The sequence below is a fragment of the Reyranella sp. genome (assembly GCF_017305915.1).
GTDB lineage: Bacteria > Pseudomonadota > Alphaproteobacteria > Reyranellales > Reyranellaceae > Reyranella.
The window spans coordinates 16,935-30,639 of sequence record NZ_JAFKJN010000011.1; the positions used below are offsets into that span (position 1 = coordinate 16,935).

At 68.2% G+C, this 13,705-nt stretch carries 14 protein-coding genes; 8 read left to right on the forward strand and 6 right to left on the reverse strand.

The annotated features are described in order from the left end of the window. Positions 1-11: 11 nt before the first annotated feature. The 3 genes from J0J01_RS09115 to J0J01_RS09125 all read left to right on the forward strand — a co-directional run bounded on the left by J0J01_RS09115 (position 12) and on the right by J0J01_RS09125 (position 1,920). The gene (locus tag J0J01_RS09115; protein WP_296379959.1) at positions 12-914 is read left to right on the forward strand and encodes an alpha/beta hydrolase; all 903 of its coding nucleotides are present in this window, start codon (positions 12-14) and stop codon (positions 912-914) included. A gap of 11 nt (positions 915-925) precedes the next feature. Then, positions 926-1,279: a hypothetical protein gene (locus tag J0J01_RS09120; protein ID WP_296379960.1), complete on the forward strand. Its 354-nt coding sequence runs from the start codon at positions 926-928 to the stop codon at positions 1,277-1,279. A 161-nt stretch (positions 1,280-1,440) separates the two neighbouring features. Then, positions 1,441-1,920 (forward strand): flavin reductase family protein, encoded by a 480-nt coding sequence (locus J0J01_RS09125; RefSeq protein ID WP_296379961.1) that lies wholly within the window; start codon positions 1,441-1,443, stop codon positions 1,918-1,920. 3 nt (positions 1,921-1,923) lie between these two features. Here the strand turns inward: J0J01_RS09125 and J0J01_RS09130 are convergent, their stop codons facing one another. After that, positions 1,924-3,102: an MFS transporter gene (locus J0J01_RS09130; RefSeq protein WP_296379962.1), complete on the reverse strand. Its 1,179-nt coding sequence runs from the start codon at positions 3,100-3,102 to the stop codon at positions 1,924-1,926. Between the two features lie 100 nt (positions 3,103-3,202). On the opposite strand from J0J01_RS09130, the gene J0J01_RS09135 reads away from it, so the two are divergent. Genes J0J01_RS09135 through J0J01_RS09155 form a run of 5 tightly spaced genes read left to right on the forward strand, consistent with a single transcriptional unit; the run spans position 3,203 to position 7,817 of the window. Continuing rightward, a complete protein-coding gene (locus J0J01_RS09135; protein WP_296379963.1) occupies positions 3,203-3,976 on the forward strand; it encodes a gamma-glutamyl-gamma-aminobutyrate hydrolase family protein in 774 nt (257 codons plus the stop codon). Continuing rightward, entirely contained in the window at positions 3,973-5,298 is a 1,326-nt protein-coding gene (locus J0J01_RS09140; RefSeq protein ID WP_296379964.1) for an LLM class flavin-dependent oxidoreductase, read from the forward strand. The genes J0J01_RS09135 and J0J01_RS09140 overlap by 4 nt, the downstream gene beginning before the upstream one ends. Next, positions 5,289-6,038, forward strand: coding sequence for an SDR family oxidoreductase (locus J0J01_RS09145; RefSeq protein WP_296379965.1), 750 nt, complete (start codon positions 5,289-5,291; stop codon positions 6,036-6,038). Before J0J01_RS09140 ends, J0J01_RS09145 begins: the two co-directional genes overlap by 10 nt. Before the next feature lie 19 nt (positions 6,039-6,057). Then, positions 6,058-7,113 (forward strand): amidohydrolase family protein, encoded by a 1,056-nt coding sequence (locus tag J0J01_RS09150; protein ID WP_296379966.1) that lies wholly within the window; start codon positions 6,058-6,060, stop codon positions 7,111-7,113. Next, entirely contained in the window at positions 7,110-7,817 is a 708-nt protein-coding gene (locus J0J01_RS09155; RefSeq protein ID WP_296380209.1) for a DUF2786 domain-containing protein, read from the forward strand. The genes J0J01_RS09150 and J0J01_RS09155 overlap by 4 nt, the downstream gene beginning before the upstream one ends. A gap of 352 nt (positions 7,818-8,169) precedes the next feature. On the opposite strand, the gene J0J01_RS09160 is transcribed toward J0J01_RS09155, so the two are convergent. From J0J01_RS09160 to J0J01_RS09180, 5 genes are read right to left on the reverse strand one after another with little or no spacing between them, the layout of a single operon-like run. Further along, positions 8,170-9,558, reverse strand: a complete 1,389-nt coding sequence (locus tag J0J01_RS09160) for an amidase (protein ID WP_296379967.1) — start codon at positions 9,556-9,558, stop codon at positions 8,170-8,172. Beyond that, positions 9,558-9,743, reverse strand: coding sequence for a hypothetical protein (locus J0J01_RS09165; RefSeq protein ID WP_296379968.1), 186 nt, complete (start codon positions 9,741-9,743; stop codon positions 9,558-9,560). Before J0J01_RS09165 ends, J0J01_RS09160 begins: the two co-directional genes overlap by 1 nt. Before the next feature lie 4 nt (positions 9,744-9,747). Then, entirely contained in the window at positions 9,748-11,109 is a 1,362-nt protein-coding gene (locus J0J01_RS09170) for an adenylosuccinate lyase family protein (protein WP_296379969.1), read from the reverse strand. Continuing rightward, complete coding sequence (locus tag J0J01_RS09175) at positions 11,109-12,614, reverse strand: carboxylesterase family protein (protein WP_296379970.1); 1,506 nt, start codon at positions 12,612-12,614, stop codon at positions 11,109-11,111. The genes J0J01_RS09170 and J0J01_RS09175 overlap by 1 nt, the downstream gene beginning before the upstream one ends. A gap of 57 nt (positions 12,615-12,671) precedes the next feature. After that, complete coding sequence (locus tag J0J01_RS09180; protein WP_296379971.1) at positions 12,672-13,547, reverse strand: DUF2189 domain-containing protein; 876 nt, start codon at positions 13,545-13,547, stop codon at positions 12,672-12,674. Positions 13,548-13,705 lie beyond the last annotated feature (158 nt).

The following is a 13,705-nucleotide window of genomic DNA, read 5'->3' on the forward strand; positions in this document are numbered from 1 at the left end:
GGAGACGCGTCATGAGCACAGCAGTCCTCGAAGCCAAGACCACCGAATTCGACGTCGAAGAAGTCGAGTACCTGCGCCACGGCGACAAGCCGCTGCTGGCGACCATTTACAAGCCGCGCGGCGCCGGGCCGTTTCCCGCCATGGTCGAATGCCATGGCGGCGCCTGGTGCCAGAGCGACCGCTTCACCGAGAAGCTGCGCCATCAGTACATGGCCTCGCACGGCATCGTGTCGGTCGCGCTCGACTTCCGCTCGGGCAACGAGGATCCGTATCCGGCCTCGGTGCAGGACATCAACTACGCGGTGCGCTGGACCAAGCTCCATGCGCGCGAGCTCAAGACCCGCCCCGACCTGGTGGGGATCACCGGCCAGTCGAGCGGCGGCCATCTCGCGATGCTGGTCGCCATGCGGCCGCACGATCCGCGCTACGCCGCGATCCCCTTGCCGGCCGGCGCGTCGGCACAGGACGCCACGGTGCGCTGCGTCAACATGGCGTGGCCGGTGATCAATCCGCTGAGCCGCTACCGGCACGGCAAGCGCGCCGCCCAAGCGGCCAACCCGCCGGCCTGGCCGAAGTCGATCATCGGCCGCCAGGATTCCTATTGGCAGTCCGAAGCCAACATGGCCGAGGGCAACCCGATGCTGGCGCTGGAGCGCGGCGAGAAGCCGATGACGCCGCCGGCGGTGTGGTTCCAGGGCCGCAACGACACGCTGCACGACTACAAGGATGTCGAGTCGAGCTTCGACGGCAACGAGCCGCAGCGCTTCGTCGCCAACTACCGCAAGGCCGGCGGCACGATTTCGCTGGAATACATCGACATGGACCGCGGCGTCGGCCATGCGCCCGACCTGTCCAACACCGGCGACATGTTCGACCGCATGGTGGCGTTCATCGAAAGACACATCACGGCGTGATCGTTCGGCGGATGAGCGCACCGAGGCGTATCGCGTTGATCATTGCGGCAGATGAGCCAGCGCTTTTCTATGACTCCGTGGCGTCAGCAGAGTTGGACTTGGAGGCCATAGATGTCCGCGATGGCGTTTATGGCCCCGTCTATGGGCGTAACGGTGAAGCATACCGCATTGACGCGGTGGGAGGCCGGGTGGTTATCGTTCCCGACCGATCGAAAACTAGCGACCCCGATGGTCTCAGGCAGGTTCTCACGGCCTTTCTGCGTCAAGCGATGCCTAATGCAAAGGTCGATAGCGATTTGGCAACTCTGTTGCTGCACTGTGAGCCTTACCTTGAACGGATTTCCGTCGGCACTAAAACATGGTGATCGATGCGAGGGCGACCACCGGCAGAAGGTTTCGACGGTGTGATGACCCCGCTGAACTAAGCGGTTGGGCACCAGGGGGCGAAATCTCCCGGCAATCGGCATGAAACCGAATTCGGCGCTCCTTTTGCTAGGGTAGGGCCGTAGCGACAGGAGCATCGGGTATGGACAGCGAGATCGACGCCAAGACCTTCTGGAAGGCGATCGGCTGCCGCGCGATCGGCGTGGCGATCGTCACGGCCCGGGGCACCGAGGGGCCGGCGGGCTTCCTGGCCCTGTCGGCCACTCATCTGACGGCCAGCCCGCCGATGATGATGGTGTCGATTGGCCTCACCACCTCGGCGCTGGCCGCGGTTCGGCAGGGCAATCACTTCGCCATCAACTATGTGCCCAAGGGCAGCGAGGCCTTGGTCAAGGAGTTCGGCGGCGGCGGCGCGCTCAAGGGTGCCGACCGCTTCCTGCCGGGCGCCTGGAGCCCGCTGAAGAGCGGCGCGCCGACCCTGGTCGATGCCGTCGGCGTCATCGACTGCGCGCTGGACGAGCTGATCGAGCGCCACGGCACGGTGATCGCGCTCGGGAAGGTGATCGCCTACAGCGCCGGGACCAAGGAGCCGATGATCAGCTTCCGCGGCGGCTACATCTGAAGATCAGATCCGTCGCCACAGCGGCTGCGTCGCCGCCAGCGCCAGCAGGCCGAGGGCGCCGGTGATCACCATCGCCTCGGCCGCGCCGATCCGGCTGGCCAGCCAGCCGAGCCAGACGAAGCCGATCGGGCCGGTGCCGATGCAGACGGAAAGGACGCCGAGCACGCGCGAGCGCATCTCGGTTGGGGCGGCGAGGTAGACGATCGTCGCCTGCAACGTGGAGAAGGCGGCGCCGGCCAGTCCGGTCAGCAGCAGCGCGGCGCCGGCCAGGATCGGGTCGGGCGCCAGGGCGAATCCGATCACGCCGAGCAGGTAGACCGCCACGCCGCCGACATAGCCGCGGGCGTGCCAGCCCGGCGTCAGCCACATCGCCAGCGCCAGTGCGCCGGCGAAGGCGCCGATGCCGTCGAAGCTGGTCAGGATGCCGACGCCTTCGGGGCCGAGCTGCAGCCGGTCGCGGGCGATCACCGGGATCATGCTGGTGAATGGCCAGGCGAAGACGTTGTAGATCACGGTCACCAGCATGGTCGCGGCCAGCCGCTGGTCTCTGAAGACGATGGCGATCGCTTCCCAGGTGCGGCCAAGGATCGCGCCGGCGCCCGGCGAGGGCGGCAGGCGGCTGTGCACGGCCAGGGTGGCCGCGATCGCCGTGAGGTAGAGGATCGCGCTCAACAGGAACGCACCCTCGATGCCGATACCGGCCAGCAGCAGGCCGCCCGCCGTCGGCCCGACCATGCGGCTGGCATTGGCGGCGCCGACATCCAGCGCCATCGCGGTGGCCATGCGGTCGCGACCGACCGCCTCGCCCATGATCATGCGGCGGAGCGGATTGTCGGTCGCCCAGCCGCAGCCGTTGACGAAGGCGCCGAGCGCGAGCAGCCAGATGTCGAGCGGTCCGGTCCAGGCGATCGCCGACAGGGCGGCCGAGGTGACCGCCAACAGGCCGAGCAGCCCGGCGAGCGTGAGGCGGCGGTCGAACCGTTCCGCGAACGCCCCGAGAAAGGCGCCGAACAGGCCCATGGGCAGCAGGCGCAGCATGGTGATGACGGCGACGAGGAACGGCGAATCGGTCTGTTGGTAGACGACGATGCCGACGGCCACGGTCTCGAGCCAGCGTACGGTCGTGGTGACCATGCCGACGAGCCAAAGTCGCCAGAAATCTCCAGGAAGGGCGCGCAGCATGATTTTACAGAGCGGGTGTCGGCTTAGCCGGTTTCGCTGTCCATAGGGTCTTTTCGCTCAGCGCTGGCGCAAGCGGCGGGATGCGGTAACGTCTGCTTCCATGAGCAAGCCAGTGGTGGGCGTGATCGGCAACGCCCACGTCATAAACGAGCGTCACAACGTCCAGATCGTCGGCCAGAAGAACATGCGCGCCGTCGCCGAGGTCGCGGGCGCACTGCCCCTGATGTTCGCCGCCACGCCCGACATCACCGATGTCGACGCCCTGCTGGACTCGGTCGACGGCATCCTGCTGACCGGCGGCCGGGCCAACGTCCATCCCAGTCATTTCGGCGTCGAGCCCAACCCCAAGCACGAGCCCTACGACGAGCCGCGCGACGCCATGGCGCTGAGCCTGATCCGGGCCAGCGTCGAGCGCGGCGTGCCGCTGCTCGGCATCTGCCGCGGCCTGCAGGAGATGAACGTCGCCTTCGGCGGCTCGCTGCACCCGGAAATCCGCGAGCTGCCCGGGCGCATGAACCATCGTGCGCCGCGGCTGGAGAACGGCGAGATCCATCCCGACCCGAACGTGGTGTTCGCCGACCGCCACGAGGTGACGCTGGCCGAGGGCGGTTTCTTCGCCAGGCTGCTCGGCTGCCCGGCGATCCGCGTCAACTCGCTGCACGGCCAGGGCATCCTCGAGCCCGGCCCGCGGGTCATCCTCGAAGGCATCGCGGAGGACGGCACGATCGAGGCGATCCGCATCGCCGACGCGCCTGCCTTCGCGATCGGCGTGCAATGGCATGCCGAGTACGATCCGCAGATCAACCCGATCAACAAGGCCCTGTTCGAGGCGTTCGGCGCCGCGCTGGCGGAGCACAAGGCGAAGTCGTCATGACACGGCAGATGCATCTCAACCTGTTCATCCAGAGCCGCGGCCATCACGAGGCGTCGTGGCGGCATCCCGATGCGTCGCCGTTGCCGCTGACCGACATCCGCTACTACCGGGACGTGGCTCAGCGCGCCGAGGCGGGGCTGTTCGATTCGATCTTCCTCGCCGACCAGTTGGCGCTCGACGGCGATGTCGGGCGGGCCGGCCGCAGCTGGCTCGAGCCGATCACCGTGCTGGCGGCGCTTGCGACCTCGACCGATCGCATCGGCCTGATCGCCACCGCCTCGACGACCTACACCGAGCCGTTCAACCTGGCGCGGCAGTTCGCGTCGATCGACCACATGAGCAACGGCCGCGTGGGCTGGAATATCGTCACCTCGTGGCTCGCCGCGGCGGCGCGCAACTACGGCGGCGACGCCCAGGTGACCCACGCCGACCGCTATGCCCGCGGCGAGGAGTTCGTGGCTGTCGTCAAGGCGCTGTGGGATAGCTGGGCCGACGACGCCGTGGTCGACGACCGCGACGGCGGGCAATATGCGCGGCCCGACCGTATCCGGCCGATCAACCATGAGGGCGAGCACTACAGGGTCGCCGGCCCGCTCAACATGCCGCGCAGCCCGCAGGGCCGGCCGGTGTTCGTGCAGGCGGGCTCGTCCGACACCGGGCGCCGTTTCGCCGCGCGCCACGCCGAGGCGGTGTTCACCGCGCAGATGGAGAAGGCGACGGCGCGCGACTTCTACGCCGACATCAAGGCGCTCGCGGTGGCGGAGGGGCGTTTTCCCGAGCAGGTGCTGATCCTGCCGGGACTCAGCCCGCTGATCGCCGACACCGAAGCCGAGGCGCAGCGCCAGGCGCGCGCGCTGAACGACCTCACCGATCCCGAGGTCGGCCGCAAGCGGCTGTCGGGCCGCTTCGGCGGACACGACTTCTCGCATCTGCCGCTCGACAAGCCGCTGTCGCCCGAGGACTTCCCGGACCCGGGCACGGTCGAGGCGGCGCGCAGCCGCACCGAGGTGATCGTCGGGCTGGTCCGCCGCGAGAAGCCGACCCTGCGGCAGCTTCTCGCCTATCTCGCCGGCGCGCGCGGCCATTACACGACCGCCGGCACGCCCGAGCAGGTCGCCGATCTGATGGAGAGCTGGTTCGCGGAGGGCGCGGCCGACGGCTTCAACGTCATGCCGCCGGTGCTGCCGGCGATGCTCGACGTGTTCGTCGCCGAGGTGATCCCGATCCTGCAGAAGCGCGGGCTGTTCCGCACCGAATACGAAGGCGAGACCTTGCGCGATCATTACGGCCTCGACAGGCCCGAGGGGGGAGCATGGAACTGAAAGGAAAAGTCGCCGTCGTCACCGGCGGCAATGGCGGTCTGGGCCAGCGCATCTGTCACGCGCTTGCGGCACAGGGCTGCCACGTTGCCGTCGTCTATGCCCAGAGCAAGGCGCAGGCGGAGGGCGTGGTGAAGGATCTCGGGAAGCACCAGGTCGGCGCCGCGGCGTTCGCCTGCGACGTCACCAGCCGCGACCAGGTGCAGGCGATGGTCGACGACGTGGTCAAGCGGTTCGGCCGGCTCGACATCCTGATCAACGACGCGGCCTACAATAAATCGATCCGGTTCCAGGATCTCGATGGGCTGACCTACGAGGAATGGATCAAGATCATCGACATCAACCTCACCGGGCCGATGCTCACCACCAAGGCCGCCGGCGCGGTGATGAAGAAGCAGGGCAGCGGGCGCATCGTGAACATCTCCTCGGTGGCGGGGCTGGGGCCGACCGGCTCGTCGATCGCCTATGCCGTCTCCAAGGCCGGGCTGATCCATCTCACCAAATGCATGGCGGTGGCGCTGGCGCCGGAGGTGCTGGTGAATTGCGTGGCGCCCGGCTTGCTCGAGGGCACGCGCGCCACGGCCAACCTGCGGCCCGAGGCGGTCGAGACCGGGCGCAAGGCGTCGCTGCTCGGCGTCGCGGCCGACAAGGACGACTGCGCCGACCAGGTCGTCACCATGTGCCGCACCAACACCATGACCGGGCAGACCATCGTCATCGATTCCGGCCGCACCTTCCACTGATCGGGCCACCGAGGTCACCATGAGCAATCAATCCGGCATCGTCTTCACCCATTGCGCGGTGACGGCCGCGGCGGCGGACCACGGCCATGCCCACAGCCACGCCAGGCGCCGCGAGGTCGTGATCGCCGGCAAGCGGGTGAAGACCGTCGACATCCACGCCCATTGCTGCGTGCCGAAGGCGATGGAGGTCATCAAGCATCCGCTCGAAGCGCCCGGCCTGTTGATGGAGGACACCTCGACGCGCATCGCGGCGATGGACAGCCAGGGCATCGACGTCGAGTGCCTCAGCATCAATCCCTATTGGTATCGCGCGAGCAAGGACGAGTCGGCCGAGGTGATCCGGCTGCAGAACGAGGCCCTGGTCGAGTTCTGCGCCAGGCAGCCCGACCGGTTCGTGGCTTTCGCGACGGCGGCGCTACAGCATCCCGAGCTGGCCGCCGAGCAGGTCGAGCATGCGGTGAAGAAGCTCGGCCTCCGCGGCGTCAGCGTCGGCGGCAGCGTCGCCGGCCTCGAGCTTGCCGATCCGAAGTTCAATCCCTTCTGGAAGAAGTGCGAGGAGCACGACCTGCTGGTGTTCCTGCATCCGACCGGCACGCGCGAGCTGGAGCCCAGCGGCCGCCTCGGCGGCAGCGGTCTGCTGACCAACACCATCGGCAATCCGCTGGAGACGACGATCGCGCTGTCGCACCTGATCTTCGAGGGCACTCTCGACCGCTTCCCGGGTCTGAAGATCTGCGCCGCGCACGGCGGCGGCTATCTCGGCTCCTACGCCAACCGCTCCGATGCAGTGATCCGCACCTTCCCGAACCGGGTCGGTCCCTTGCCGAAGAAGCAGCCGACCGCCTACCTGCGCGACGGCCAGCTCTACTTCGACACCATCGTGTTCACGCCCGAGGCGCTGCGCCACCTGATCGCCGAGAGCGGGCCCGACAGGATCATGATCGGCACCGACTATCCGTTCCCGTGGACCGCCACCGAGGTCGACCTCGTGCTGTCGACGCCGGGCCTCAGCGACGATCAGCGCATCGCCATCCTGGGCGGCACGGCGCAGAAGCTGATGGGCATCAAGCCCTGAGCAATCCCGACACGATCGACAAACTCCGGACGCGCATCCAGGGGCTGCGCGCCAAGACCGTCGCCAACGGCTGCACCGAAGGCGAGGCGGTGGCCGCCGCCGCGAAGGTGGCCGAGTTGCTCGATCGGTACGACCTGTCGCTGACCGATGTCGAGGTCCGGGAGGCGCCCTGCGAGCGGCGCGTCTACGAGACCCGCAACAGGAGGCGCATCCCGCTCGACGAGTGCATCGGCGCCATCGCCGAGTTCTGCGACTGCCGCGTGTGGCGCGAGAAGGACGCGGCCGGCGAAGTGCGTTACGTCTTCTTCGGCCTGGCGTCGGACATCGAGGCCGCGCACTACCTGACCGAGCTGATCGACTCGGCAGTCCGCGCGGAGCTCGGCCGCTACAAGACCTCTCCGGAATATCGGCAGTTCCGCCATCAGGAGCGGCATCTCGCCAATGCGTCGTTTGCGCTGGGCATGGTGGCGTCGATCGCCGACAAGCTCGCGGCGATGAAGGCCGAACGCGACCAGATGAAGAACAGCACCGGGCGCGGTCTCGTCGTCCTCAAGACGGCGGTCGTCGACAGCGAGTTCGAGAAGCTCGACCTCAAGCTACGGACAGTGGACCGCCCGAGCCGGATGATCGCCCCCGAGGCCTACGATGCCGGCGGTGTCGCCGGCGCTTCGCTCGCCATCAATCCGGCGATTCGCCAGCGCTAAAAGCCTGTGGATAGGTATGCGTGGCGCAGATGCTTTCTGGGCAATGGAATGCGGTTTTCGGCCCGATTCCGTGGGAAACGTGAGGTTCCATTGCCCATAATAGGTGTTTGCCCCGTGCTGCTGCAGAGTCACGCGCATGAAAATGCTCGTGCGGCGCCTGCTGTTGCTTTTCGGCCTACGATGTCGATGGCACCGGTGTTTACTCGTCTCGAAGAAACAAGTGTGTTTTTTTCCGGGGGGCCGGTGTCGATGGATTCGTGGACTCGAGGCCTTCGATGCCGATGCCATCGACATCGAAGCGGTCCACACCGGAGTGGACTCTTGTGGACTCCGTGGACTCGTGCTGACCGGGTCAGACGGCCATCGCCGGCCGCTTTCCGCGCCAGGGCGTCGCCGTCTCGTAGGCGTGGGCCGCTCGGAACAGCAGCGGCTCGCTGAACGGCTTGCCGGCGAGCTGGATCGAGACCGGCAGGCCGCCTTCGCCGAAGCCGGTGCAGATGCTGATCGCCGGAAAGCCGGTGACGTTGAACGGCATGGTGAAGGAGGGCTTCTCCATGTTCACCCACTTCGGCACCTCGGCGATCTTCGGCGCCTCGCCCGGCTGGGAGGCGCTGACAATGATGTCGAGGTCGGCCATCGCATCGGTCATCTCGCGGCACAGCACGCGGCGCCGGCGCGTGGCCTGCACGATGTCGGGGCCGCTGACCGTGGCGGCGAGCGAGACGCGGTCGCGGAACAGCTCGCCGTAGTCCTTGAAGTGCTTGCGCATCCAGGGAGCGTGCAGGGAGAAAGCCTCGGTGACCATCAGCAGGTAGCCGACTGCGTGATAGTCGGCGGCTGGCGACAAGGTGATGTCGCGCACCTCAGCACCTTCCTTGCGGAAGAAGTCCAGCGCCGTATCGATGCCCTTGCGCGTCGCGTCCGACGCGCGATGGTCGGTCTCGAAGAAGTGGCGCACCACGCCAATGCGCAGGCCCTTCACGCTCTTGCCGATCTCGGCGGTGAAGTCGGGCACCGGGCGGTCGACGCTGGCCGGGTCTTCCGGATCGTGGCCGGCCATGCCCTGCAGCAGCAGGGCGCAATCCTCGGACGTCCAGGCCATCGGGCCGGCATGGTCGAGGCTGAAGGCGAGCGGCAGGATGCCGACGCGGCTCGACAGGCCATAGGTCGGCTTGATGCCGGCGATGCCGCACAGCGCGGCGGGTCCGCGGATCGAGCCGCCGGTGTCCGAGCCGGTGCCGCCCAAGATCAGGCCGGCCGCGACGGCCGCGCCGGTGCCCGAGGAGGAGCCGGCGGTGAAATGCTCGGTGTTCCAGGGATTGCGCGCCGGCGGCCAGGGCAGATCGAAGGAGGGGCCGCCGAAGGCGAACTCGTGGGTCGCGAGCTTACCCAGCACGACGGTGCCGGCATCGGCCCACTTCTTCACCGTATAGGCGTCGCGCGTCGGCACGTTGTGCTCGAGCAGCTTGGAATGCGCCGTCGTGCGGATGCCGGCGGTGCAGTAGATGTCCTTGTGCGCGATCGGGATGCCGTCGAGCTTGCCGCGCAGCGATCCCGACATCTGCCGCGCCTCGGCCGCCTTGGCGTCGGCGAGCGCCCGCTCCTCGGTCACCAGCAGGAATGCGTGCAGTTGCGGATCGAGACGGCGGATGCGCTCGAGATGAGTCTTGGCCAGCTCGACCGGCGAGAGCTTCCTGGCCGCGATCTGCTTGGCGGCCTCGGCGATGGTCAGGACCGACATCACTTCTGCTCGACGTCGAAGATGAGGGCGGGCTCGGCCTCGCGCGGTAGCGGCTCGTTCACGCGCGCCAGCATGCGCTGGAAGATCTCGGCGCCGGGCAGGAGCTCGCGGAGCTGCTCAGGGGAGTGCGGCAGGCCGGCGCGCGCCAGCATGGCCTTGAGTTCGGCTTCGTCGATCGTGCTCATGGGGTCACCGTTGCAATTCCTGGGCCGCGGCGCGGCCGCGATAGGCCGCATCGCGGGCCATCTCGGCGCACAGGCCGGTATAGGCGGTCGGGTCCAGCAGCTTCTTGATCGCCGCCGGTTTCATGTGCGCGGTCACGCGCTTGTCGGCAGCGAGCAGGTCGCCGAACGACTTGCCCTCGACGAAGGCGGCTTGGGCGGCGTCGTAGACCACGTCGTGCGCGTGCTGGCGGCCGATCGCGGCGCCGAGCTCGAGCATCACCGCCTCGGCCATGATCAGGCCGCCGCCGAGATCGAGATTGGCGCGCATGCGCGCAGGATCGACCTTGAGCCCGCGCGTGATCTCGCCCAGCCGGGACAGCACGTCGCCCATGGCGATGCAGGCGCGCGCCTCGGCGCTGTCCGACATCAGGCTGGTCGTGCGATCGGCCTCGTGCTCGGTGGTCATCGCCTCGAGCGCAAATGGCACGAGGCTGCGGACCTCGGCCGCGGCAGCAATCACGTCCTGGCAGAGCTTGGGGTTGCGCTTCTGCGGCATGGTCGAGCTGCCGACGGTGCCGGGCGGCACCGGCTCCTCGACCTCGCCAAACTCGGTCTTCATCAGGGTATAGACCTCGCGGCCGATCTTGCCGCAAGTCGCGGCGAGCAGGCCGAGGATGCAGATGTTCTCGGCGAGATGATCGCCCAGCGCGCGCGAGGGCACCCGCATCGAGCCGAAGCCGAGCAGCCGGCCGATCGCTTCCTGCACCGGCGGGCCGTTCTTGCCGAGCGAGGCGAAGGTGCCGGCGCCTCCGCCCAGCATGGCGACGAACAGGCGCGGCCGCGCCTCGCGCAGGCGGTCGGCGTGGCGCATCAGCTCGTCGATCCAGACCGCGACCTTGTAGCCGAAGGTCGCCGGCACCGCGTGCTGGCCGTGCGTGCGGCCGGCCATCGGCATGTCGGCGGTGCGCTCGGCCAGATCGGCCATCGCCGACAGGATCTCGCCGAGCTGCCTGAAGAAGATCGCGTGCGCCTGGCGCAGGACCAGGAGGTCGCCGGTCTGGGTGATGTTCTGGGTGGTGGCGCCCCAATGGACCCAGCCGCCGTGCGGCTCGCCGACCACGCGGGAGAGCTCCCACACGAGAGGCACGAGCGTGTGCCCGGTGCGGGCGAAGCCTTCGTCGATGCGCGCGCGGTCGATCAGCTCGAGCTTCGACTTGGCGGCGATCGCCTCGGCGGCTTCGGCCGGGATGATGCCGAGCTGCGCCTGGGCGCGCGCCAGCGCCGCCTCGACATCGAGCCAGGCCTGCCAGCGATTCTCCTGGCGATAAAGAGCGCGCAAACCCGGGTCGGAGACTCGGGTCGCGGTGGGAAGCGTGTCGCCGGGCATCAGGCCGTCGCCACTGTCGTCCAGAGCGGCCGCACGTCCTTGTCGGGATCGTCGATGGTCTTGGAGTCGTCGTTGAAGACCATCGTGGTGCGCCTGTCGGCGGTGTACGGCGCCCAGTCGGCCTTGCCGGTACGCGCGAAGGTGGCCCAGGTCTTCGACACCTTGTCGGCCAGCGCCTGCGCGCCGGGCTTGTGATGCCGTTCGCCGATGACCTTGAGCGTGTCGAACACAAAAGGCACCTCGATCGAATGGCAGGACTTGAGCTTGCCGTCGAAGGCGGGCGTCTCCCAGGCGAACTCGTACATCCACACCGGCGCCTTGGCACGGGCCGCCTTGCGCTCCGCCAGCAGGGTGCCGCGCACGCCGAAGTTGGAGGCGGTCGTCGCGGTGATGAAGCGCTCGGCGGCATTGGCCTTCGGGCTGCAGCAGGAATAGTAGGCGAGGATCGGATCGGCGGCGCCTCCGGCAATCGCCTCGATGCGCTTGTGCAGCTCGGCGTCGGTGAGCGCGCGGTTCCAGATCGCGTCGTCGGGCGCCATGAAGATCGCGGATTCGTCCTTGGTGCCGCCGACCATCACCGGGATGTCGTCCGACACGGGCGTCGCCGGCTCGAACGGCTGCGCCGGCAGCACCGTGCCGTCGATCACCGGGCCGAAATTGTAGCGGTCGAGCAGGGGGTAGCGCGGCTTGGGCAGGGTCTTCTGCGCCGGCGCGATCACCTTGGAGAGCTCGGCGGCGGGTAGCGCCTGCAGCGTGTCGAGCTGGTCCTTGCCGAGGCCGAGCTGCTTCAGGACGGCGTCGGCGAGCTGCGCGGTGCGCTCGCGTTCGGCGAAGCGCACGCTCGAGCCGCTCTGCACGATGGCCTTGTGGAACAGGCCCTTGGCCTGCGGCATCGCGAGCAGGGCGCAGACTTTTCCGCCGCCGCCCGACTGGCCGAAGATCGTGACGTTGGCCGGATCGCCGCCGAAGCGTGCCGCGTGGTCGCGCACCCATTCGAGCGCGCCGACATTGCCCGACCGGGCGAAGCGCTCGCCGCCCAGCGACGACAGATCGAGATGGCCGAAGATGTTGAGGCGATGGTTGACCGCGACCACGACCGCGTCGTTGCGGGCGGCGAGCCGGGTGCCGTCGTAGCGCGGCGAGTTGGCCGAGCCGTAGGAGAAGGCGCCGCCATGCAGCCAGACCATCACCGGCCGCTTGGCGTTGTCGAGGCCGGGCGTCCAGACATGCAGGGTCAGGCAATCCTCGCCGACCGGCAGGGTGTCGATCGCGCCCCACACGGTCGCGAGCTCGGGGCGCTGAGCGGCGGCTGCGGCCTGCGGCGAGCGGCCGGCGTAGGCGATGCAGTCGCGCACGCCGTTCCACGGCGCCGCCTTCTTGGGCGGCATGAAGCGGTTGGCGGCGGCGGTCGAGGCTCCGTAGGGGATGCCCTTGAAGACGTGGACGCCGTCCGACGTCACGCCCGAGACTTTGCCCGAGTCCGTATCGACCACATTCGCGGCCATCGCGCTCCTCCCCTCGTTTCCGGGGGGAGGCTGCGCGGGATGGCGATGAAGGTCAACTCAACGAGGCAGGACCTTTCGGTAGAGGTGCCATGTCGCATGGCCCAGCACCGGGAAGACGATCGCCAGGCCCAGCAGCAGCGGGATCGAGCCCAGCAGCAGCAGGCCTGCGATGATCAGGCCCCACAGCGTCATCGGCCCGGGATTGGCACGCACCACCTCGATCGAGGTCGCGATCGCGGTGCCCATGCCGACGTCGCGATCGAGCAGCAGCGGGAACGACACCACGCTCAGCACCAGCACCGCCAGGGCGAACACGAAGCCGACGGCGATGCCGATGATGGTCATGGTCCAGCCGGCGCGGGTGGTCAGCACATCGTCGGCAAAGGCCGCCAGGGAGACCGGCGGCTCGGGACCCAGGGTCAGCAGCCAGATGATGTGCGCGGTGCCCAGCCACAGCACGAACAGCGCCAGCAGCAGGAGACCGAGCCCCATGATCGAGCCCAGCGCCGGCGATTGCGCCACGCCGAAGGCATCGCCCCAGCCTTCGGCGCGGCCGGCCTCGCGGCGACGGCTCATCTCGTACAGGCCGACGGCGAAGAACGGCGCGATCAGCGCGAAGCCCGAGGCCAGCGGAAAGAGCAGGGGCACCATGCCGTAGCCCCAGATCAGCCGCGACAGCACCAGGCCGACGATCGGATAGAGCAGGCAGAGGAAGATCACGTCGGTGCGGTAGGCGCCGAAATCCTCGAAGCCCTGGCGCAGCACCTCCTTGAGGTCGGCCGTGCCGATGCGGCGCACCCTGGGCACGGAGCGGTCGCGGCCTTCCCATGCGCCTTCGATGGTGTGGCCGGCCGAATTCAGCGCGCGGCCGGTCTGCTTCAGCGAATCCCATCCCCATTCGATTGGGTTGCGAATGTGTTGATGCATGGCCATGGGGGTCTCCTTCAGCACTCGAAGGGGCCGCGGGCCGCGTGGCTTGACCTTGATAGTCCGGTCGCAAGTCACGAAGAACCGCGAACCACCACGGGCAGTACTTTACGCCTTTCAACCCCGGAAGTCCGCGCAAAGATTTGGTTCGCGCCAGGCAACCA

Coding starts and splice junctions, on each gene's coding strand:
- J0J01_RS09145 (WP_296379965.1), top strand. CDS start 5,289: ATGGAACTGAAAGGAAAAGTCGCCGTCGTCACCGGCGGCAATGGCGGT.
- J0J01_RS09150 (WP_296379966.1), top strand. CDS start 6,058: ATGAGCAATCAATCCGGCATCGTCTTCACCCATTGCGCGGTGACGGCC.
- J0J01_RS09130 (WP_296379962.1), bottom strand. CDS start 3,102: ATGCTGCGCGCCCTTCCTGGAGATTTCTGGCGACTTTGGCTCGTCGGC.
- J0J01_RS09170 (WP_296379969.1), bottom strand. CDS start 11,109: ATGCCCGGCGACACGCTTCCCACCGCGACCCGAGTCTCCGACCCGGGT.
- J0J01_RS09135 (WP_296379963.1), top strand. CDS start 3,203: ATGAGCAAGCCAGTGGTGGGCGTGATCGGCAACGCCCACGTCATAAAC.
- J0J01_RS09120 (WP_296379960.1), top strand. CDS start 926: ATGAGCGCACCGAGGCGTATCGCGTTGATCATTGCGGCAGATGAGCCA.
- J0J01_RS09125 (WP_296379961.1), top strand. CDS start 1,441: ATGGACAGCGAGATCGACGCCAAGACCTTCTGGAAGGCGATCGGCTGC.
- J0J01_RS09165 (WP_296379968.1), bottom strand. CDS start 9,743: ATGAGCACGATCGACGAAGCCGAACTCAAGGCCATGCTGGCGCGCGCC.
- J0J01_RS09180 (WP_296379971.1), bottom strand. CDS start 13,547: ATGGCCATGCATCAACACATTCGCAACCCAATCGAATGGGGATGGGAT.
- J0J01_RS09175 (WP_296379970.1), bottom strand. CDS start 12,614: ATGGCCGCGAATGTGGTCGATACGGACTCGGGCAAAGTCTCGGGCGTG.
- J0J01_RS09140 (WP_296379964.1), top strand. CDS start 3,973: ATGACACGGCAGATGCATCTCAACCTGTTCATCCAGAGCCGCGGCCAT.
- J0J01_RS09115 (WP_296379959.1), top strand. CDS start 12: ATGAGCACAGCAGTCCTCGAAGCCAAGACCACCGAATTCGACGTCGAA.
- J0J01_RS09160 (WP_296379967.1), bottom strand. CDS start 9,558: ATGTCGGTCCTGACCATCGCCGAGGCCGCCAAGCAGATCGCGGCCAGG.